This is a genomic window from Rubrimonas cliftonensis (genome assembly GCF_900107585.1).
GTDB lineage: Bacteria > Pseudomonadota > Alphaproteobacteria > Rhodobacterales > Rhodobacteraceae > Rubrimonas > Rubrimonas cliftonensis.
The window spans coordinates 139,916-161,060 of the sequence record NZ_FNQM01000005.1 but is presented as its reverse complement, the minus strand read 5'-3'; the positions used below and the strand labels follow the sequence as shown (position 1 = coordinate 161,060).

At 73.5% G+C, this 21,145-nt stretch carries 13 protein-coding genes; 5 read left to right on the top strand and 8 right to left on the bottom strand.

Annotation, left to right across the window (positions count from 1 at the left end; translation table 11 throughout):
• Positions 1 to 27 precede the first annotated feature (27 nt).
• The 4 genes from accC to BLW43_RS10805 form a co-directional block, all read right to left on the bottom strand.
• Positions 28 to 1,365, bottom strand: coding sequence for an acetyl-CoA carboxylase biotin carboxylase subunit (accC, locus tag BLW43_RS10820; protein ID WP_093253093.1), 1,338 nt, complete (start codon positions 1,363 to 1,365; stop codon positions 28 to 30).
• 5 nt (positions 1,366 to 1,370) lie between these two features.
• On the bottom strand, positions 1,371 to 1,856 hold the full coding sequence (gene accB, locus BLW43_RS10815; RefSeq protein ID WP_093253090.1) for an acetyl-CoA carboxylase biotin carboxyl carrier protein: 486 nt from the start codon (positions 1,854 to 1,856) through the stop codon (positions 1,371 to 1,373).
• A 162-nt stretch (positions 1,857 to 2,018) separates the two neighbouring features.
• Complete coding sequence (locus tag BLW43_RS10810) at positions 2,019 to 2,792, bottom strand: DsbA family protein (RefSeq protein WP_093253087.1); 774 nt, start codon at positions 2,790 to 2,792, stop codon at positions 2,019 to 2,021.
• A gap of 56 nt (positions 2,793 to 2,848) precedes the next feature.
• Positions 2,849 to 4,183: a M48 family metalloprotease gene (locus BLW43_RS10805; protein WP_175478849.1), complete on the bottom strand. Its 1,335-nt coding sequence runs from the start codon at positions 4,181 to 4,183 to the stop codon at positions 2,849 to 2,851.
• Positions 4,184 to 4,241: 58 nt separating this feature from the next.
• On the opposite strand from BLW43_RS10805, the gene BLW43_RS10800 reads away from it, so the two are divergent.
• The gene (locus tag BLW43_RS10800) at positions 4,242 to 5,390 is read left to right on the top strand and encodes an aminotransferase class I/II-fold pyridoxal phosphate-dependent enzyme (protein ID WP_093253341.1); all 1,149 of its coding nucleotides are present in this window, start codon (positions 4,242 to 4,244) and stop codon (positions 5,388 to 5,390) included.
• A gap of 106 nt (positions 5,391 to 5,496) precedes the next feature.
• Here BLW43_RS10800 and BLW43_RS10795 read toward each other — a convergent pair whose 3' ends face one another.
• Entirely contained in the window at positions 5,497 to 8,790 is a 3,294-nt protein-coding gene (locus BLW43_RS10795; protein ID WP_093253071.1) for an Rne/Rng family ribonuclease, read from the bottom strand.
• A gap of 390 nt (positions 8,791 to 9,180) precedes the next feature.
• Here BLW43_RS10795 and BLW43_RS10790 point away from each other — a divergent pair, with 390 nt between their 5' ends.
• The 3 genes from BLW43_RS10790 (at position 9,181) to prfB (ending at position 14,401) form a co-directional block, all read left to right on the top strand.
• Entirely contained in the window at positions 9,181 to 10,455 is a 1,275-nt protein-coding gene (locus tag BLW43_RS10790; RefSeq protein WP_093253069.1) for an N-acetylmuramoyl-L-alanine amidase, read from the top strand.
• Between the two features lie 74 nt (positions 10,456 to 10,529).
• The gene (locus BLW43_RS10785) at positions 10,530 to 13,088 is read left to right on the top strand and encodes a penicillin-binding protein 1A (protein WP_093253066.1); all 2,559 of its coding nucleotides are present in this window, start codon (positions 10,530 to 10,532) and stop codon (positions 13,086 to 13,088) included.
• 185 nt (positions 13,089 to 13,273) lie between these two features.
• Positions 13,274 to 14,401 (top strand): peptide chain release factor 2, encoded by a 1,128-nt coding sequence (gene prfB / locus BLW43_RS10780; RefSeq protein WP_093253064.1) that lies wholly within the window; start codon positions 13,274 to 13,276, stop codon positions 14,399 to 14,401.
• 681 nt (positions 14,402 to 15,082) lie between these two features.
• Here prfB and BLW43_RS10775 read toward each other — a convergent pair.
• The 3 genes from BLW43_RS10775 to bcp all read right to left on the bottom strand — a co-directional run bounded on the left by BLW43_RS10775 (position 15,083) and on the right by bcp (position 17,659).
• Entirely contained in the window at positions 15,083 to 15,619 is a 537-nt protein-coding gene (locus tag BLW43_RS10775; RefSeq protein ID WP_093253061.1) for a bactofilin family protein, read from the bottom strand.
• A complete protein-coding gene (locus BLW43_RS10770) occupies positions 15,609 to 17,069 on the bottom strand; it encodes a peptidoglycan DD-metalloendopeptidase family protein (protein WP_093253059.1) in 1,461 nt (486 codons plus the stop codon). Before BLW43_RS10770 ends, BLW43_RS10775 begins: the two co-directional genes overlap by 11 nt.
• Before the next feature lie 104 nt (positions 17,070 to 17,173).
• Positions 17,174 to 17,659, bottom strand: coding sequence for a thioredoxin-dependent thiol peroxidase (gene bcp / locus BLW43_RS10765; protein ID WP_093253056.1), 486 nt, complete (start codon positions 17,657 to 17,659; stop codon positions 17,174 to 17,176).
• A gap of 99 nt (positions 17,660 to 17,758) precedes the next feature.
• Between bcp and BLW43_RS10760 the strand changes: the two genes are divergently transcribed.
• On the top strand, positions 17,759 to 21,145 hold the full coding sequence (locus tag BLW43_RS10760; RefSeq protein ID WP_093253054.1) for an AsmA-like C-terminal region-containing protein: 3,387 nt from the start codon (positions 17,759 to 17,761) through the stop codon (positions 21,143 to 21,145).

The following is a 21,145-nucleotide window of genomic DNA, read 5'->3' as shown; positions in this document are numbered from 1 at the left end:
GCGCGGCGGCGCGGCCCGTGCCCGGCGTCAGGCGCCGAGCCAGTTCTCAAGCCAGTGGATGTCGTAGTCGCCGCGCCGCAGGTCCGGGCTCTCCAGCAGGGCGCGGAACAGCGGCGCGGTGGTGTCGACGCCGTTGACGATGAGCTCGGCGAGCGCCCGGTCGAGCCGCGCGAGCGCGTCGTCGCGGTCCTCGCCCTGCACGATCAGCTTGCCGATGAGGCTGTCGTAGTATGGCGGGATCGCGTAGCCGTCATAGAGCGCGCTGTCCATCCGCACGCCGGGGCCGCCGGGCGCATGGTAGGCGGTGATGCGGCCCGGCGAGGGCGAGAAGCTTGGCAGCTTCTCGGCGTTGATGCGGCACTCGATGGCCCAGCCTTTCGGCACAAGGCTCTCCTGCGTGCGCGACAGGCCGAGGCCGGCGGCGACGCGGATCTGCTCGCGCACGAGGTCGATGCCATAGACCATCTCGGTCACGGGATGCTCGACCTGCAGGCGGGTGTTCATCTCGATGAAGTAGAACTCGCCGTTCTCGTAGAGGAACTCCACCGTGCCGACGCCGCGATAGCCGATGTCGGCCATCGCCTTCGCGCAGGTCTCGCCGATGCGCGCGCGCGTGGCGGCGTCGATGACCGGCGAGGGCGCCTCCTCGAACACCTTCTGGTGGCGGCGCTGGAGCGAGCAGTCGCGCTCACCGAGATGCACCGCCGCGCCGCGGCCGTCGCCGATCACCTGGATCTCGATGTGGCGGGGCTTGGAGAGATACTTCTCCAGATACACCGCGTCGTCGCCGAAGGCGGCCTTGGCCTCGGCGCGCGCCGTCTGGAAGGCGATGGGGAGCTCCTCGGCGGTGCGCGCGACCTTCATGCCGCGGCCGCCGCCGCCCGACGCCGCCTTGACGAGCACCGGGTAGCCGATCTCGTCCGCCACCGCCTGCGCGGCCTCGACATGGGAGAGGGCGCCCTCCGAGCCCGGCACACAGGGCACGCCGAGGCGCTTCATGGTGTCCTTGGCGGCGATCTTGTCGCCCATGATCGAGATGTGCTCGGGCGTCGGCCCGATGAAGGTCAACTCGTGCTCCTCCACGATCTGCGCGAAGGCGGCGTTCTCGCTGAGGAAGCCGTAGCCGGGGTGGATCGCCTCGGCGCCGGAGATCTCGCAGGCCGTGATGATCGCGGGGATGTTGAGGTAGGACTGGCCGGCCGGCGGCGGGCCGATGCAGACGCTCTCATCGGCGAGCCGGACATGCATCGCGTTAGCGTCCGCCGTCGAATGCACCGCGACGGTCCGCACGCCCATGTCGCGGCAGGCTCGGTGGATGCGCAGCGCGATCTCGCCGCGATTGGCGATCAGGATCTTGGAGAACATCGCGCTTATTCGACGATCATGAGCGCGGCGCCGAACTCGACCGGCTGCTTGTCGGCGATGAGGATCTGCCTGACCACGCCGGATTTCGGCGCGGGGATCTGGTTCATCGTCTTCATCGCCTCGATGATCAGCAGGGTCTGGCCCTCGCGGACGGTGTCGCCCACCTTCACGAAGTTCGCCGCGCCGGGCTCCGGCGAGAGATAGGCGGTGCCGACCATCGGCGACACGACGGCGCCGGGATGATCGGCGGGGTCGGACGTCTCTGCGGCGACGACCAGCGTCGGCGCCGGCGCGGCGGGGGCCTGCGCCGCACCGGCCGGGGCCGGAGCCGCCATGACCGGCGCCGGGGCGGCGGCGCGGCTCAGCCGCACGCGGAGCTCGTCGTCCTCGCCGTATTCTCGGGACACCTCGATCTCGCCGAGATCCGTCTCGCGCAGAAGCTGGGCGAGCGCACGGATGAAGGCGATGTCGTCGTCGGGGCTCTTGCTCATCGGATCTCGCTTCCGCGCCGCCGGCTCGAACGTCCCGGCGTTGCGCTGGTTGGTGGGGGCGGCCGCCCGGCGAGGCGCTTATACGCGGCGAACCCGGCCGCGCCAAGCGCCCGGGCGCCGCGCTGCGGCAAGGCTCCGCCGCAGGGCGTCACTGCGCGGGCGTCATTGCGCTGCGGCGCGGGCTTCCGCCACAAGCTCCCGCATCTGCTCCACCTCGACATAGCCGCGCAGGATACGGTCCCCGATGATAAAGCTCGGCGTGCCCTCGATCTTGAGATCCTTGGCGAGAGAGTAGGTCTCCCGAATGCGCTCCGCGATCTCGGGCGCCTCCATGGCGGTGCGCAGGTCGCCCTCCTCGATGCCGGCGCCGCCAGCCAGCCGCAGCACGGCCGCCTCGTCCAGCGCGCCGCGGAAAGTCATCATCGCGTCGTGGAAGCGGTCATGGGCCGCGCGGTCGAGGCCCTGCGCGGCCATCGCGGCGCGCGCGGCGAACACGCTGTCCGCCCCGAGGATCGGGAACTGCTTGTGCACGAGGCGCAGTTTCGCGTCGCCGTCCAGAAGCTCCGTGACATGGGGATGCGCGGCCTTGCAGTAGCCGCAGCGGTAGTCGGAGAACTCCACCACGGTCACGTCGCCGTCTGCGGCGCCGAAGACGGGGCTGTAGCCGTCGTCCAGCAGCGCCTCGGCGTGCTGGAACACGAGCTGCGCGTCGGCCGTCGCCTGAGCGTCGCCGCGGCGGCTCTCGAGGATCTCCAGCGCCTCGAGGATGATCTCGGGATTGGCGAGGATGTAGTCGCGCACGCGGGCGTCGACCTCCCCGGCCTGCTCGGGGGTGAGCGCCTGCTGCGCGGCGGCGGGCGTTGCGGCGGCGACGGCGAGCGCCGCGGCGCAGGCGAGGCCGGCGGCGCGCAGGCGCGGGGTGAGGGCGAAGGTCATGGGCATGGGCTCCTGCGTGTGACGCTCCGGGCGGCGGCGCCCCGCAGCGGGAAGGGTCAGTCGTTGTCGGGGGCGAGGGCGGCGATGTCGTCGGCGCGCAGCCATCCGGGCGACCCGGTGGGCAGCAGGCCCATGGCGCGACGCGCGAGCCGCGCGGCGGAGTCGAGATCGCCGCCCAGCGCGACGCGCTCGGCGGTGGTGAGGGCGGCCATGCCGTCGTCGCCGGCATGGGCGTAGGCCCGCGCGAGGTCGCGCAGCAGCCCCGGCTCGCCAGGGTCGTCGCGGACCGCGCGCTTCAGCAGCACGAGCGCCTCATCCTCGGCGCCGGTGGCCAACAGCGACCGGCCGAGCGCGCCCGCGATCAGGGGCTCGGCCGGCGCCAGGGCCACGGCGCGGCGATAGGCGGTCACGGCTTCCGGCGCCCGACCGCTCTCCAGCAGCACCTGACCGCGCAGCTCCCAGTAGAAGGGGTCGTCGGGGCGCCTGTCGAGCAGCCTGCCGAGCGTCGCCAGCGCCGCGTCGACGTCCGCCATCCGGTGCAGGGCGATCGCGCGGCGATAGAGGTTCATCTCGCTGTCTGGCTCGTCCGCGAGCTCCAGGCGCGACAGCACGCGCTCGGGCCGTTCGAGAAAGCCGTCCAGCTTGGCGCGCATCCGCTCGTGCCAGTAGTCGATCTGCGGATCGAGCGGCGCGCCCTTCATCGGCGACTGCGCGATGCGGCTCTCGAGCAGGCTGATGCGCTCGGAGGAGAGCGGATGGCTGAGCGCGTAGGGGTCGAGCCGCTGGGTGCTGAACACCTCCTGGCCCTTGAACAGCCTCAGGATCTCGAGCATCCCGCTCGGGTCGACGCCGGCGCGGTTCATGTAGCTGACGGCCGCCTGGTCGGCCGAGGCCTCCTCCGCGCGCGAATAGGCCAGAAGACTGCGGCGGATCGCCTCCTGACCGCCGAGAACGGCGGCGGCGCCGAGATCGGCGGAGCCGGCCGCGGCGGCGCCGGCCGCGGCGAGGATCGTGGCGAGCAGCGCCGGGCCGGCCACCTGCCGCGCCGCGATGGCGCGCCGCGCGAGATGCCCGCCGGTGATGTGGCCGGTCTCATGCGCGATCACCCCGATGATCGTGTCGGCCTCGGGCATCCGCCGCAGCAGGCCGGTGTTCAGCACCATGGTGCGACCGTTCGCCACGAAGGCGTTGAGCGCGGGATCGTCGAGCAGCAGCACGCGCACGCTCTCCGGCGCGACGCCGGCCGCTTCGAAGATCGGCCGCGTCATCATCGAGAGCGTGCGCTCGATCTCGGCGTCCCTGACGAAGCCCCCCGCGCTTGCCGGGAACGCGCAGAGCAGCGCCGCAACAAGGCGGAGCATCGCGGACAGCTTGCGCACCGTCGCAGACATCGCGACCTTTCCCAATACGGCGCATGCCGCTTCGTTACGCACATAAGGGCTATGGATGATGCGGATTTCAAGGCGAGGGGCGGTCGATCCGTTCATCGTGATGGAGGTGATGGAGGCCGCGCGCGCGAGGGAGGCCGCCGGCGCCGACGTCGTGCACATGGAGGTCGGCCAGCCCGGCGCGGCGGCCCCGGCCCGCGCCATCGAGGCGGCGCGGGCGGCGATGGCGCGCGGGCCGCTCGGCTACACGGTGGCGCTTGGCCTGCCGGAGCTGCGCGAACGCATCGCGCGCCGCTACGCCGAACGCCACGGCGTCGTCGTCGCGCCCGAGCGCATCGCCGTCACGGCGGGAGCCTCGGCGGGCTTCCTGCTCGCCGCGCTCGCGCTGTTCGACGCCGGCGACCGGGTGGCGCTGGCGGAGCCCGGATATCCCGCCTACCGCAACATGGCCCGCGCGCTCGACCTCATCCCCGTCGGCGTGCCGACGGGACCGCAGACGCGGTTCCAGCCCGACGCGCATCTGCTGGCCGACGCCGGGCGCGCCGGGCGGCTCGCGGGCGTGATCGCCGCCAGCCCGTCGAACCCGGCCGGGACGATGCTCGACCGCGCCGCCATGGCCGCGCTCGCCGTCGAGTGCCGGCGCATCGGCGCGACGCTGGTCTCGGACGAGATCTATCACGGGCTGGAGCATGGCGCGCGCGCCGTCTCGGCGCTGGAGGTCGACCCCGACGCGGTGGTGATCAACAGCTTCTCGAAATACTTCTGCATGGCGGGCTGGCGCGTGGGCTGGATCGTGGCCCCGCCCGAAGCGATCGCCGCGGTGGAGCGCCTCAGCCAGAACCTGTTCATCTGCGCGCCGCACGTCTCCCAGGTCGCCGCGCTCGCGGCGATGGACGCCGAAGACACGCTGGAGGCGGAGGTCGAGGTCTATCGCGCCAACCGGGCGCTGCTGCTGGAGGAGCTGCCGAAGGCCGGCTTCCGCTCCTTCGCGCCCTGCGACGGCGCCTTCTACCTCTACGCCGACGTCGGCGACCTGACCGATGACAGCGTCGCCTTCTGCCGGCGGATGCTTCAGGAGGCCGGCGTGGCCGCGACGCCCGGCGTCGACTTCGACCCGCCCAGGGGGCGCTCCTTCGTGCGCTTCAGCTTCGCGGGGCCGACGGCGCGGATGCGCGAGGCGGCGCGACGGCTCAGGGACTGGCGGGGCTGAAGGCGGTTCCGGCCACGCTTTCAGCCACCGTCGGGACCGATCGGCCGCAGCGCCCGGCCCGCCCAAAGGCCCCGGCGCGCCGAGCGGGCGCGCCGGGCCGCACCCCTCAGCGGGCGCCGATGCTCCACCAGCCGCGGCGGCGCGGACGTGGCGTCTCGGGCTCGCCCTCCGAAGCGGCGGGCTCGGGCTGCGACGCGGGCGCTTCGCCCGCGTCCGCCGCGACGACCCCGGCCTGAGCCGCCGCCTCCTGCCCGGGCTCGGGCTCGACCGCATCGACCTTCGGGGTCTCCGCGGCGGGTTCGGGGGTGGGCGCTGAGGCGGGCTCAGGCCGCGCCGCGACTGGCTCAGGAGCGGCCGTCTCCGAGGCCTCCCGCGCCGCGGTCTCGGCGGCGGCGGCTTCGGCCTGCGCCTTGGCGGACGGCTTGCGCGCGCGACGGCGCTTGGGCTTCGCCGGCTCCTCCGCCTCGGCCGCGCCGGTCTCCGCCGCGTCGGCCTCGACCGCGCCAGTCTGCGCCGCGCCAGTCTGCGCCGCGTCGGTCTGGACCGCGTCGGTCTGGACCGCGTCGGCTGGAGTGGCCTCGATTGGCGCCGCAGCCTCGGCGCTCGCCCGGGGAGCGGAGGACTCCGGCGCGTCGACCGGAGCGGCGTCCTTTGCGGTTTCGGGCGCGGCAGCCTGCGCGACAGCCGGCTCGCGCGTCGCCGGCGCCTCGGCGGTCTCCGCATCGTCGCGGCCGTCGTCTTCGCTGTCGCCGAAAACCTCCATGCCGCCGGGCGAGTTCTGACCGGCCGCGGCGCCGCCGCGCTCCTCGTCCTCGCGCCGCCGCCGGCGGCCGCCGCGCTTGCCGCGCCGGCGCTTGGCCTTGCCGTCGCCGCGGCCATCCTCGCCATTGTCGCGCGGCGAGGCGGCTCGGGCCTCGGCCTGGCGGCCTTCCCCCGAACGGACAGGCGCTTCGGCCTCCGCCTCGACCTCGTCCTCGACGTCGTCCTCGGCGTCGGCGCGCGGGTCGTCGAACGCCGCAAGGCCGGCGCCAGCGCCGGCGCGCACGGTCGCGGGGGCTGGCGTCGGCTCGGGCCGCGCCGCCGCCGCGCGCACCCGCTCGATACGGTGCTCGGGGCTGATCAGCGCAGGGTCGCCTTCGACCATGACCGACATGCCGCAGCGCGCCTCGATCGCCATCAGATGCGCACGCTTCTGGTTCATGATGTAGTTGGCGATCGAAACCGGCGCCTTCACCCTGAGCTCGGCGGCGCGCTTCTTCACGCCCTCCTCCTCGACCTCGCGCAGGATGGACAGCGCGAGGCTGTCGTCTGACCGCATGAGCCCGGTGCCGTGGCAGTGCGGGCACGGCGCCGTCGACGCCTCGATCATGCCGGGCCGCAGCCGCTGGCGGCTCATCTCCATGAGCCCGAACGGCGAGATGCGGCCGATCTGGATGCGCGCGCGATCCGACGACAGGCGGTCCTTCATGCGCTTCTCGACCGCGGCGTTGTTGCGCCGCTCGTCCATGTCGATGAAGTCGATCACGATCAGCCCGGCGAGGTCGCGCAGGCGCAGCTGGCGCGCCACCTCGTCGGCGGCCTCCAGGTTGGTCTTGAGCGCCGTCTCCTCGATCGAGCCTTCACGGGTGCTGCGCCCGGAGTTGACGTCGATCGCGACCAGCGCCTCGGTGACGCCGATCACGATGTAGCCGCCCGATTTCAGCTGCACGGTCGGGTTGAACATCGCCGCGAGATAGCTCTCGACCCCCTGGCGGCTGAACAGCGAAATGTCGTCCTTGTAGGGCTTCACGTTCTTGGCATGGCTCGGCATGAGCATGCGCATGTATTCCTTGGCCTCGCGATAGGCCTCGTCGCCCTCGACGAGCACCTCGTCGATGTCCTTGGAGTACAGGTCGCGGATCGAGCGCTTGATCAGCGAGCCTTCCTCGTAGATCAGCGCGGGCGCGACGCTCCTGAGCGTCAGCTCGCGGATCTCCTCCCACTGGCGCAGCAGGAACTCGTAGTCGCGCTTGATCTCCAGCCGGGTGCGCTTGGCGCCGGCGGTGCGGATGATCAGGCCCATGCCCTTGGGCGCCTCGAACTCCGCCGCGATCTCCTTGAGCTTCTTGCGGTCCTCCGCGGAGGTGATCTTGCGGGAGACGCCGCCGCCGCGCGCTGTGTTCGGCATCAGCACGCAGTAGCGTCCGGCGAGCGACAGATAGGTGGTCAGCGCCGCGCCCTTGTTGCCGCGCTCCTCCTTGACGACCTGGACCAGCATGATCTGCCGGACCTTGATCACCTCCTGGATCTTGTAGTTGCGCATCCGCGGCTTGCGGGGGCGCATCTCCTCGCGCGGCTCCTCGGCGCCGACGCTCTCGACGCCGGAATCCTCGTCCGGGGCCTCGGCGGGCTCGGCCTCGCGCGCGGCCTCCGCCGGCGCGTCGGCCCTGCTGGCGGGCTTGCGGGTGCGGCGGCCCCGGGTCGAGCGCTTCCTCGGCGCGGCGCCGGCGTCTTCGGCGACGGTCTCGGCCGACGCCTCCGGCTCGAACGGCTCGCTGACGCTCTCCGCGCTGTCGGCGCCGGCGCCCTCGGCGATGGAGGCGGGGCCGGACCGCGTGGCGGCGACGTCCTCGGAAGGCGTTCTCGCAGAATCGTCCGGGCCGTCGGCCCCGGCGACCGCCTCGTTCGGGCCCTGCTCGGAGGCCTGCTCTGCGGCCTGTTCTGCGGCCTGTTCTGTGGCCTGTTCTGGGACCTGTTCTGTGGCCTGTTCTGGCGTCCGCTCCGGGTCGCCGAGCGCGGCGGCTTCGGGCGCAGGCGCCTCCTGAGCAGCAGCGCCTGCGTCCGACGGCGCGTCGCCACCCGCGTCCGCGGCCTCGACCGTCTCGGTCTTCGCCGGCTTTTTGCGGCTGCGCGTACGCTTGGCGGGAGCAGGCTTCTTGGGCGCTTCGGCCATCGGCTCGGCGGCGGACCCGGCGTCTTCGGCCGAAGCTTCCGGCTCGACCGAAGCTTCCGGTTCGGCCGAAGCTTCCGGCCGGGCTGGGGTTTCCGGCTCGAACGGGGCTTCCGGCTGGGCCCTGGCCGGGCGCGCGCGCCTGGGACGCGGGCTCTCGGCTTCGCGCTGCTCCTCAGCCGCTTCCGCCTCCTCGGCGGCGATCAGCGCCTCGCGGTCGGCCACCGGGATCTGGTAGTAGTCGGGGTGGATTTCCGAGAAGGCCAGAAAGCCGTGGCGATTGCCGCCGTACTCCACGAAGGCCGCCTGCAGCGACGGCTCCACCCGCGTCACTTTCGCGAGGTAGATGTTTCCGGAGAGCTGACGTTTATTGATGGACTCGAAGTCGAATTCTTCAACCTTGGAGCCGTCCGCCACAACGACCCGGGTCTCTTCCGGGTGGGTGGCGTCTATGAGCATTTTCTTGGGCATGGATCCGCAAATGGACAGGGCCCGGACCGCGGCGCATCGCCGCGCGGGCCTGGGGTGTGTGGGAGAGGACGATGGGTCGACCCGCCGCGGATGCGTCGCGTCCGCCGATGGCGGGCGCGCTGGCGTCGCGCGATCTCTGGTCGAAACCCATGCGGTCCCCTGTCAAATGGCAGCGCCGCGCCGTCAGGCGGGCGGCCGGTCGTGCGGAGCGGCCTTAAGGCGCCGCCCGGAGCTTCGGGTTCGACTGCGCGTCCGATGGACGCTCACGACCCCGTCCGCCATGGCTCCGGGAAAACTACGTCTCGCCGTCTCGGATTGCGCGACGCCGGTTGCGAAGGCGCCGCAAACCGAGCAGCGTCAGACACTACTCACGGCGGCGCGGAAATGACAATGGCTTTCTCGAGATGCTCGCCGCGGCGCCGCACGGAACGCCCCGGGCGCGGCTGCGCCCCGACGCCGACGGGGCGGCCGCGCCGCGACGAGGCGGGCGCGGCGGTGATCGTCCGGGCCGCGGCGGCCTGCGCGCTGCTGGCGCTGGCGCTGGCGGCCCCGGCCGGGCGCGTGGCGGCGGAGATGCGGGACCAGCCCGCGGCCGCGGCGCTGGCGCTGGCGCCTGACGGCGGCGGCGTGCGGCTGGAGGTTCGTTTCACGGGCCCCGCGCCGGCGACGCGGGCGGTCTTCACGCTCGACGATCCGCCGCGCGCGGTGATCGACCTGCCGGAGACGGACTGGCGCGGGCTTGCTCCGCCGCCGCCAGCGGGGCTTGCCCGCAGCGTGCGTCTGGGCCTCGCAGCGCCGGGCCGCTCGCGGATCGTGATCGATCTCGACGGTCCGGCGCTGCCCGCCGCCAGCGTGGCGGGTGACACGCTGACCGTCAGCCTGCAGCGGGTCGAGCGGCGCCGTTTCGCCACGGCCGCCGGATGGCCCGAAGGGCTGGGGCCGGTCGCCGCCGCCGAACCGCCCGCGCCGCTGATCGTCGTCGATCCCGGCCATGGCGGCGCCGATCCGGGAGCTTCGGGCGGCGGGGCGCTGGAGAAGGACGTCGTGCTAGGGGTGGCGCGCGCGATGGCCGATGCGCTTCGCGCGAAAGGCTTTCGGGTCGCCATGACGCGCGAGGACGACAGCTTCGTGCCGCTCGATGCGCGCAGGGCGCTGGCGCGGGCGACCGACGCCGACGCGCTGATCTCCATCCACGCCGACGCCGCGCCGCAGCGCACGCTTTCCGGCGCCAGCGTCTACACGCTGTCGCAGGCGGCCAGCGACGCGGCGGCCGAGGCGCTGGCGCGGCGCGAGAACGCCGCCGATCCGACCTACGCCGCGCTCGAACCCGACGTCGCCGCCATGCTCGAGTCGCTCGCCGCGCCGCGCACCGCGGCCCGCTCCCGCGCGCTCGGCGCGGCGCTGCTGGAGGGGTTGGCGGAGATCGGCCCCACCCTGCCGGCGCGCCCCCTGCGGGCGGCGGCCTTCGTCGTGCTGCGCGGGGCCGAGACGCCTTCGGCGCTCGTCGAGCTCGGTTATCTCTCTAACCCCGATGACGCCGCGCGGCTGACGGACCCGGTCTGGGCCGAGCAGGCCGGCCGGGCGCTGGCCGCCGCGGCGGCGGGCTGGGCGCGCGCGGCGCTCCCGCCGATTTTCCGCGCGGGCGATCCTGTGCTACCTGACTAGGGTTTCGAGTCGCGGTCCCGCGGGGATCGTGCGGCGCGTATTGGGGCGCGCATCATGTCCGGGGCCTGCGCCTTATGCTGAAACTTCTCGCCGGCGTCGCCAGCCTGCTCTCCCTGGGAGCCATCGCGGCCGTCTGCGGCCTCGGCCTGATCGTGTGGATGTACGATCGCGGCCTGCCCGACCATGAGAGCCTCGCGGCTTACGAGCCGGCGACCCTGACCCGCGTCTACTCCGGCGAGGGGCGGCTGATGGCCGAGTTCGCCCGCGAACGGCGCATCTTCACGCCGATCGACGAGATCCCCGAGATCGTGAAACAGGCGTTCATCTCGGCCGAGGACAAGAACTTCTACACCCATGCCGGGATCGACCCGCTGGGCATTGCGCGCGCGCTCGTCGCCAACGTCCAGGCGATCCGCTCCGGCGACGGGCGGCTACAGGGCGCCTCGACGATCACGCAGCAGGTCATGAAGAACTTCCTGCTCACCTCGGAGCAGTCGCTGGAGCGCAAGATCAAGGAGGCGATCCTGTCGGTGCGCATCGAGCGCGCGCTGAGCAAGGACCGCATCCTCGAACTCTATCTCAACGAGATATTCCTCGGCCAGAACGCCTACGGCGTGTCCGCCGCCGCCCAGCGCTATTTCGGCAAGACGCTGGAGGCGCTGACCGTGGGCGAGGCGGCGTATCTCGCCGCGCTGCCCAAGGCGCCGAGCGACCTGCACCCGGTGCGCCAGCGCTCCCGGGCCGAGGGCCGGCGCGACTATGTCCTGCGCCAGATGTACGAGAACGGCGTCATCGACGAGATCGGGATGCTCGCCGCGCAGGCCGAGCCGCTGGCGACGCTGTTCGACGCCGGCGCGAAGCCGGAGGTGGCCTCCGTCGACCGGCTCAACCACTTCACCGAGGAGGTGCGCCGGCAGCTTTCCGGGCAGCTCGGCCACGAGGCGCTCTACACCGGCGGGCTGACCGTCCGCGCCACGATCGAACCGAAGCTCCAGGAGGCCGCCGCCGAAGCGCTGCGGCGCCAGCTCGAGGAGTACGACCGGAACCAGGGCGGCTACGGCGGCCCCGTCGCGCGGATCGAGGACGCCGACCTGTCGGACCCCGTCGCGGCGCGCGAGGCCATGGCGCGCGTCGCCCTGCCGCGCGACATCCCCGGCTGGCGGCCGGCGCTGGTGCTCGCCGTCGCCGACGACGCCGCGACGATCGCGGTGGAGGGTGAGACCGGGACGGCGCGGATGACCCGCGACGACATCCGCGACAGCCGCCCACGCCTGCCGGGCGACCGGCTCGGTCCGCGGGCGAAGGACGCCTCGGAAGTCTGGACTGCCGGCGACGTGGTCATGGTCGAGGCGCGCGAGGGCGGCGGCTGGGAGATGCGGCAGATCCCCGAGGTGCAGGGCGCCTTCATGGCGCTGGACATCGAGACCGGGCGCGTGCTCGCCATGCAGGGCGGCTTCTCCTACGACAGCAGCGTGTTCAACCGCGCCTCCCAGGCCCTGCGCCAGCCCGGCTCCGCCTTCAAGCCGTTCGTCTACGCCGCCGCGCTCTCGCAGGGCTACACGCCGGCGACGGTCGTCCTCGATGCGCCGGTCGTCGTGGAGGCCGGCGGCGGCCTCTGGAAGCCGCAGAACTCCAGCGGCAGGTTCTACGGCCCCTCGCCGATGCGCATCGGTCTGGAATTGTCGCGCAACCTGATGACCGTCCGCCTGGCCCAGGAGGTCGGGATGGACGTCGTGGCGCAGTATGCGGAGCGTTTCGGCGTCTATGACGACATGCCGGAGCATCTGGCCTACGCCCTCGGGGCCGGGGAGACGACGCTCTACGACATGGTCGCCGCCTATGCGATGTTCGCAAACGGCGGGCGGCGCATCAAGCCGACGCTGGTGGACCGCGTGCAGGACCGGCGCGGTGAGACGATCTGGCGCCATGACGCTGCGATCTGCGTCGGCTGCGGGGCGCCCTACCGCCCAGGCGCGCAGCCGCCGACGCCGCTGCCGACCGGCGAGGAGGCGCTCGACCCGGTGACGGCCTACCAGATCGTCTCGATGCTGCGCGGCGTCGTCACCCGCGGCACCGCGACCCGCCCCTTCGCCGACGCGCCGGTTCCGGTCGCCGGCAAGACCGGCACGACCAACGACGCCAAGGACGTGTGGTTCGTGGGCTTCACCTCGGAGATGGCTTTCGGCTGCTACATCGGCTTCGACGACCCGCGCCCGCTAGGCCCTCGCGCCTTCGGCGGCACGCTCTGCGCGCCCATGGTCGCGGAGTTCGTCAAGGCGGCCTATGGCGACGGGACGCGGCTGGCGCACGAGTTCACCCCGCCGTCCGGCGCCGAGATCATCACCGTCGACCGCTGGAGCGGGAGGCCGCTGCCGGGCGGCGGCGCGAACGCGATCGCCGAGGTTTTCCGCGCCGGCGAGAGCCCGCTGGCGATGCAGGAGATCGGCGGCGGCCCGTTCTACTTCACCGGCGGCGACTTCCCGGCGTCGCTCGACGCCCAGCCCGGCGACGGGGACGGAACCGGTCAGCCTTCGGCGGGCGGCGGCGACGCCGGCGCGACCGCGGAGGCGCCGGGCCGACGCCGCGCGCCGCCGACAGGCGGCGGCTTCGCCGCGCCGGGCGGGCTGTACTAGGCGCGCGCAGGCGCCCGGGGCCCATTGGGCGGGAGAAGGCGCGCGGCGGTCCGTCGACGGAGCAGGGGGCGCCGCGCCAAGCGCCGGCGCCTTTACCGGCGGCCCGGTCGCCGATACCTAGACGGGTCTTGGAAGGCTCGCCGCCGCGACAGGCGGCGCAGCGGAAGACGGAAGGATCACGCCCCGTGCGCGCGGAGACCGAGAACAACATCGCCGCCATCGAGAAGTCCCTGGAGCTGCTGCGCCAGCGCATCGGCTGGGAGACCGCCGAGCACCGGCTGGAGGAGTTCAACGCCCGCGTCGAGGATCCCACGCTCTGGGACGACCCGGCCAACGCGCAGAAGCTGATGCGCGAGCGCCAGACCCTCTCCGACGCGGTCGACGGCTACAGGGCGCTCGCCCGCGAACTGGCCGACACGGTCGAGCTGATCGAGCTCGGCGAGGCCGAAGGCGACGCCGAGATCGTCGCGGAAGCCGAGTCCGGCGTCAGGGCGCTGCGCGAGCGCGCGGCGCAGCGCGAGATCGAGGCGCTGCTGTCGGGCGAGATGGACGCCGCAGACACATTCCTCGAGATCAACTCCGGCGCCGGCGGCACCGAGAGCTGCGACTGGGCGCAGATGCTGGCGCGCATGTACATCCGCTGGGCGGAGGCGCACGGCTACAAGGTCGAACTGCAGTCCGAGACCGCCGGCGAGGAGGCCGGCATCAAGTCGGCCACCTACCAGATCAGGGGGCAGAACGCCTATGGCTGGCTCAAGAGCGAGTCGGGCGTCCATCGGCTGGTGCGCATCTCGCCCTTCGACAGCCAGGCGCGGCGGCACACCTCGTTCAGCTCGGTGTGGGTCTATCCGGTGGTGGACGACAGCATCGAGATCGACATCAACCCGTCCGACCTGCGCATCGACACGTTCCGGTCATCCGGCGCCGGCGGCCAGCACGTCAACACGACCGACAGCGCGGTGCGCATCACCCATCTGCCGACCGGCATCGTCGTGACGAGTTCGGAGAAGTCGCAGCACCAGAACCGCGCCAACTGCATGGCGGCGCTCAAGGCGCGGCTCTACGACATCGAGATGAAGAAGCGCACCCAGTCGATCCAGGACGCGCATGACGCCAAGGCGGACGCCGGCTGGGGCAACCAGATCCGCAGTTACGTCCTCCAGCCCTACCAGATGGTGAAGGATCTGCGGACGGGCGTGGAGACGTCGGACAGCGGCGGCGTGCTCGACGGCGACCTTGACCAATTCATGGCCGCCGCGCTGGCGCTGGAAGTCTCCGGGAAAAGCCGCGCCGAGGCGCTGGCGGAGGACTGACGCGGCGGGCGGGGCCGGTTCGGCGTCCCGCCGCCGGCCCCATGAGCCGCAATGGCCGCCTCAACCATGTCCGCGGCGGCGCGGTCAACGCAATGCGTCGCGGCGAAGCGCCGGGCCGCTCCTGCGATCCGGCGCCGACGTCGGCGAAGGCCGCGGGCCCGGAAACCGGCGCCGCCGCGTCAGCGGTGAAGCCGGCGGCGAGCAGGGCGCGAAACGGGTCGTGCGCCCCATCCTGGCGCGGCGTCTTCCGGATCACCCGGCGGCCGCGCCCAGCGCCAACCATGCAGCGCGACCTGCTCTGGCTCTGGGGTATCGCAAAGTCGCTCATCCTTCGCGCGGTCCGAACCCGCTTGTCGCAACGGCGGCGAACGGCCCCGAGGAACAGCCCGCATCAGAACGCCCGGATCGCGCTTTCGCCACCACGCGCACATCCCGTTCGCGCCCGTCAGGCGCCGACGACGCTGCCCCCGTCGTCTGACCGCTGGTCAGGGAGATCCGGGGCGCGCCCACAGCCGGACGCGACGCCCCGCCAGCGGGGCCGGGCGCGACGCCCCGCTGGAAAGCGCCCTACGCCTTTGCTCTCGCGAAAGAGACCGCGACGGACGGCGCAGGCGTGAGCGGCCGCGCGCCTTCGCCGTCCGTCGCCTCATGTCAGCGTATCAAGCGCCGCGGAACGACCGCTCAGGCGCCCGTGTCGCCGCCCCCCGGCTTGGCCGGGGCCGACGGCTTCGCCGGTTCGGAGGCGCGCGCCGGCGCAGGCGTCGGAGAAGGCTTGCCGTCGCCGAGCGGGTCGTCCCGGCGCTGGACCGAGCCCTCGAAATGGGCGCCGCTCTCGATCGCGATGGTCTTGTGGATGATGTCGCCCTCGACCTTGGCCGTCGAGGTCAGCCGCACCTTCACGCCGCGCACCCGACCCCGGATCAGGCCGTGGATCACGATGTCGTCGGCCATGATCTCGCCGGAGATCGTTGCGCCCTCGCCCACCGTGAGCAGATGGGCGCGGATGTCGCCCTCGATTATTCCATCAACCTGCATGTCGCCGGTCGTGGTGATGTTGCCGACGACCGTCAGATCGCTGGAGATCGACGACGGCGCCGGCTTCGGCTTCGCCGCGGCGGCCGGCGGCTGCCCGTAGCCCTGCTGTGCGGGCTCGGCGCGCTCCTGCAGCTTGGGCGCGGCGGGTTCGATAGGCTCGGTGATCTTGGGCTTAGAGAACATGTCTGGCGGCCTTGATGAACGTCATGGGATCGACGGGGCGCCCGTCGACGTGGATCTCGTAGTGCAGATGGCTGCCCGTGCTGCGCCCGGTGCTGCCCATGTCGCCGATGCGCTCGCCGCGGACGACCCGCTGTCCCACCTTCACGCGCTGCCGGCTGAGGTGAGCATAGACCGTCCCGACGCCGAAATCATGGCGGATCTCGATCATGCGCCCGTAACCGCGGCGCACGCCGGCGAAGGTCACAACGCCGTCGGCGGGGCTCAGGATCGGCGTGCCGACCGGCCCCGCCATGTCGAGCCCGTCGTGGCGCGCATAGCGGCCGTTGATCGGGTCGCGGCGGCCGCCGAAACCGCTGGTGAAGCGCGGCCCGCGCACCGGCGTGGCGAAAGGCATCCGCTGGGCGGCGGCCCGGAGCAGGCGCACGCGGGAGAGGTCTTCGACCAGCGCCGCGGCGCGGACGTCGATCTCCAGCGCAGCGCCCTCGTCGCTCGAAGGCGTCGGGCGCGGCGTCGGCGCGACGACGCCGGCTCCCGCCACGGGCGCAAGGGCCGCGGGCGAGGCCGTGTCGTTGTCTTTCGCGACGTCGTCGGGGACGAACGGGCCGCCGGAGGCGCCTGGGGACGCGTCGGGGCCGGACGTCTCGGGACCGGGACCATCGAGCGCCGCGGTCTCGCTGCGCAGTTCGCGCAGAATGTCGCCCACATCGACGCCGGCCTTCTCAAGCATGTCCTCCAGCGGCGCGATGCTGAGTTCGGCCGCGCGCTCCAGTTCGCCGAGCAGCGCCGCCTGTCGGGCGCGCGCCTCCTGCTGGCCGGCCTGCATCGCAGCCAGCGCCGCCGACAGCGCGCCGGCCTGCGCCGTCGCGTCGTCGCGCTGGACGGCGGCGCCTTCGAGAGCCCCGGCGATCCGCGCCAGCGTGTCGGCGAGATCCGCGCGGTCGTCCTCGACGCGCGACAGCCGGGCCTGCGCCGCCGCGGCGGCGCGCTCCGCCCCGGCGCGCGCCGCCGCGGCGTCTGCGAGCGCGGCTTCGGCCGCCTCGGCCCGCGCCGCCAGCGTGGCGGCCTGGGCGAAGGCGTCATGCCGGCGCGCCAGAGCCTGGGCCATCGCGTCGAGCCGCGCCTCGGCCTCGGTGAGCGCGGCGGCGTCGGCCGCGGCGGCGCTCTCGATCTCCGCGATGCGCCGTTCATAGGCCTGCGCGATCCCGTCAGCCTGCCGGTCCGCCTGGACGAGCCCGACCGCCCCGAGACCCTGGGACGCCAGCCCCTGCGCGGCCAGCAGCCCCGTCGCAGCCACAAGCCAGACCACGAGCAGCAGCGCGGCGGCAAGCGTCGCCGCCTGGGCGCCCGATCCGAGATGCATGCAATGACCGACCTCGCCGGACCGGATGACGATGGTCTTGTCGGCGAACAGGCGCTGCGTCGCGGCGGGCAGGCGGGGGGGCTGCTTCAAGGCCGTCTCCGAAGCTGTTGACACGCAGACTGAGCCATAGGCGACGACCGCCGCCTGCGCAACCGGCGGGTGGCGGCGTCGCGAGCGTGGCGGGCGCGGCAGACTCAGCCGCGCACCGCAGCCAGAACCTCCTCGACATGGCCCGGCACCTTCACCTTGCGCCAGACCCGCGCGATGCGACCCTCGCCGTCGATCAGGAAAGTCGCGCGATCGATTCCCATGTACTTCTTGCCGTACATGCTCTTTTCGATCCAGACGCCGTATCGCTCGCAAACGTCGCCATTTTCGTCGGAAAGAAGCGCGACGGAAAGGTTGTGCTTGTCGCGGAACTTGTCATGTTTCGCAACGCTGTCCTTGGACACGCCGAGCACGACTGCGCCGGCGGCGGTGAAGGCCTCTGCGTGTTCGGTGAAGCCAAGCGCCTCCTTGGTGCAGCCGCTGGTGTCGTCCTTGGGGTAGAAGTAGAGCACGATCATGCGGCCCGCGAAGTCCTCCAGCCGCGCCGATCCGCCGCCGTCGCGCGGCAGGTCGAAGGCGGGGGCGGCGTCGCCGGGCGAGAGTTCTGGAGCGGTGGACGCGGCGTCGGTCATGACGGATCTCCGGATGGGGAAACAGGAAGGCTCAGGCCTCGCCGGACGACATACGTCGCGCGCCGTCCCGTCAAGGCGCGCGCGCCGGGCGCCGACGCCATGAGGCGCACCTGGTCGCGCGCCGCGGCGCCGATGCGCCGGAGGCGGCGGGTGGCGCGCTTCTGCGCCCGCGCCGTCGCCTTGAGCGCGGCGCTTGCGCTCGCCGCCGCGGCGGCGCTCGCGTGGCGGCTGTCGCTGGGACCGGCGCCGCTCGGCCCGGCGGGCGCGATGATCGCCGCGGCGGCGTCGAGCGCCCTGCCGGGCGGATCGGTCGAGATAGGCGGCGTCTCGCTGACCGCCGGCGAGGACGGGCGGCCCGGCCTCGCCTTGCGTCTCGAGGACGTGACGGTGCGCGACGTCGATGGCCGACCGGTCTTCTCCGCGCCGGAAACGGTGCTGAAGCTGCGTCCGCTGCCGCTGCTGATCGGGCGCTTCCGCCCGACCGACGTGGTGATCAGGAACGCGAGCGCGCGGCTGACGCGCGCCGAAAGCGGCGCGTTCAGCTTCGGCGTGGGCGGCGAGACGGACGCGACCGCGCGACTTGCGGGGCCGGACGGGGCCGGGGAGGGCGCGGCGGCCGAGGAGGGCGTCGCGGCGCTGGTCTCCCGGCTTGGCGAGGGCGAGGCCCCGTCGGGCCCCCTCGCCGTGCTGGAGTCCGTCGTGCTGGAGCGTCTGGCGCTCACCTATGACGACCGGTCGAGCGGGCGGATATGGACCGCCGAGCGCGCCGACCTGCGCCTCGTCAACGGACCGGACGGCCTGCGCGCGACCGGCTCGATCGTGCTGCCGCAGGGGCGCTACGGGACGGTCGCGCTCCGCGCGGAGGGCGCGCGCGAGGCCGGAGGCGCGGCGGCCTTCTCGGTCAGCTTCAGCGGCGTGGCCCCGGCGGACCTGGCGGCGCAGATCCCCGCGGTGGCGGGGATGGAGGCGCTGGAGGCGCCGCTTCAGGGCCGCGCGCGCGTCGCCATCGACGGCGCCGGGCTGCTGACGGCGTTCTCGATCGACGTCCGCGCCTCCTCCGGCGCGCTGCGTCTCGGCCCCCGGACCGTCGAGCTGCACGGCGGCGCCGCCGCGTTCGCGTTCGATCCGGCGACCGGCCGCTTCGACCTGACCCGGTTCCGCCTCGCCGGCCCCGAGGGCGAGGCAAGCGGGTCAGGCGCCGCCGTCGTTGCGCGCGCGGCGGACGGCGCAGCGCGGTCCGTCGTCGCCGAGCTCGAACTCGACGCGCTCGCGGTCGACGCGCCGGAGGCGTTCGCGACGCCGCAGCGCTTCGACGCCGGGCGCGTGTCGCTGCGCGCGCGCTTCGATCCGCTGCGCATCGAGGTGGCCGAGGCCAACCTGGCGCAGGGCGCCCTCTCGCTCTCGGCCAGCGGCGAGGCCGCGCGCGACGGCGAGGGCGTCTGGACCGGAGCGGCGACGGCGCGGCTGGGTCCGGTGGACGCCGGGCAGGCGCTCGCGCTCTGGCCGCCCGACGCCGCGCCGGGCGCGCGGGTCTGGCTGATGGAGAACCTGGAGGCCGGCGTGATCGACCGGGCCGACTTCGCCGCCCGCGTCACGCCCGACGGGCCGCAGCTGGCGCTGACCTTCGCCTTCAGCGAGGCCGTCGCCCATTTCCTGCGCCCGATGCCGCCGATCACGGGCGCGGCGGGCTGGGCCGCGCTGGAATGGGACGCGCCGCGCGGGACGCCTGCGAGCTTCGGGCTGACGCTCGACGCCGGCGAGGTTTTCGCGCCCGGTGGCGGCGCGGTCGCGCTCGCCGGCTCGACCATGACGCTGCCGGACGTCGACCACCCGCTGGCGCAGACCGAGATCGATATGCGCGGCGTCGGGCCGATCGCCGTCGCGCTGGAGCTGATCGACGGCGAGCCGCTGGCGCTGCCGCGCAGGATCGGGCTCGATCCGCGCTCGGTCTCCGGCGACGCGCAGGCGCGCGGCCGGATCGATCTGCCGCTGCTGAAGGATCTGACGCTGGAGCAGGTCGCGGTCGCCGTATCCGCCGCGCTCACGGACGTCTCTGCGTCGCCGCCGGGCCTCGACGTGCGGGTGACGTCGGACGCGCTGGCGCTGCGGGCGGATACGGAGGAGCTCAGCCTGGAAGGCGCCGCGCGGATCGACGGCCTGGCGGCGCAGGTCTCCGTGCGCGAGGTCTTCGCCCCCGGGCCGGGCGCGCCCTCGACGTTCCTGAGCCTGTCGGGCGGGCTCTCCAGCGACCAGCTCGCGCGCCTGGGGCTCGACCTCGCCCCTTACGCGAGCGGGCGCGCCCGCGGGTCGGCGAAGCTGGAGCGCTTCGCCGGCGGGGCGACCGACTTCGACGCCCGCCTCGACCTCGCCGGCATGGCGATCGACGGCGCGCCGCTCGACTGGCGCAAGGCGGAAGGCGAAGACGCGTCGCTGCGGCTCTCGGGGCGGATCGACGGGACCGCGGGGGGGGGCGCCGTCGCGCTGTCGGCCATCGCGCTCGACACGCGCGATCTGTCGGTGCGGGGACGGGCGCGGCTGGGCGGCGACGGGGCCCTTAGATCGCTCGACCTGTCGCGGGTGCGGCTCGACGACAGGCTCGACGCGACCCTCGCGCTCACCCGCGCAGCGGACGGCTTTCGCGCGACCGTCGGCGGCCGCCTGATCGACCTCGCCGCGCTTGGCGACGCCGCCGCGGAGGGGGGCGGGAGCGGCGGCCCCTCCGGCCCGCCGGTGACGGCGGAGCTGGCCGTGGAGCGGCTGCAGATCACCGGGCCGCTGGCGCTGACGGACGCGCGCGGCGACTATCGGCGCGCGGGGGGCGTTGCTACGGCCTCGATCTCGGGGCGCGTCGGCGCGGCGTCCGTGACGGCGCAGAGCCGACAGGGGCCGGACGGCGAGACCGTGCGGCTCGAAGCCGACGACGCCGGCGAACTGCTCCGCGCGGCAGGGCTCTTCGGCGACGGCGTCGGCGGCCGCCTCGCCGCGGACGCGCGGGTGGAGCGCGGCGCGCGGCTGCGCCTCGCCGGCGAGGCGAGCATCGTCGGCATGGCGATCTCCGACGACCCCGCGCTGGAGGAGATGCTGGCGCGGGCGGACCTCGAGGCCGCGCGCCGGGGCAGCCTGCGCTTCGACCTGATCCGCGCGCCCTTCGTGCTGGAGGGCGACCGGGTGACGCTGGGCGAGACCGTCGCCTACGGGCCCGACATCGGCGTGACGATCAAGGGCGCCTACGACATCGGCGCGGACGACCTCGACCTCGACGGCGTTTTCAGCCCCGCCTTCGCGCTGAACGGCGCGCTCAGCCGCGTGCCGCTGCTCGGCGATCTGCTGACGGGGGGCGAAGGGCGGGGGCTGATCGCCTTCAACTTCTCGCTGAGCGGCGACGCGGCCGACCCGGAGATCAGCGTCAATCCGCTGTCGGTGCTCACGCCCGGCGTGCTGCGCCGCATCTTCGCGCTGGAGGGCGAGGCGCCGGCGGCGGAGTGA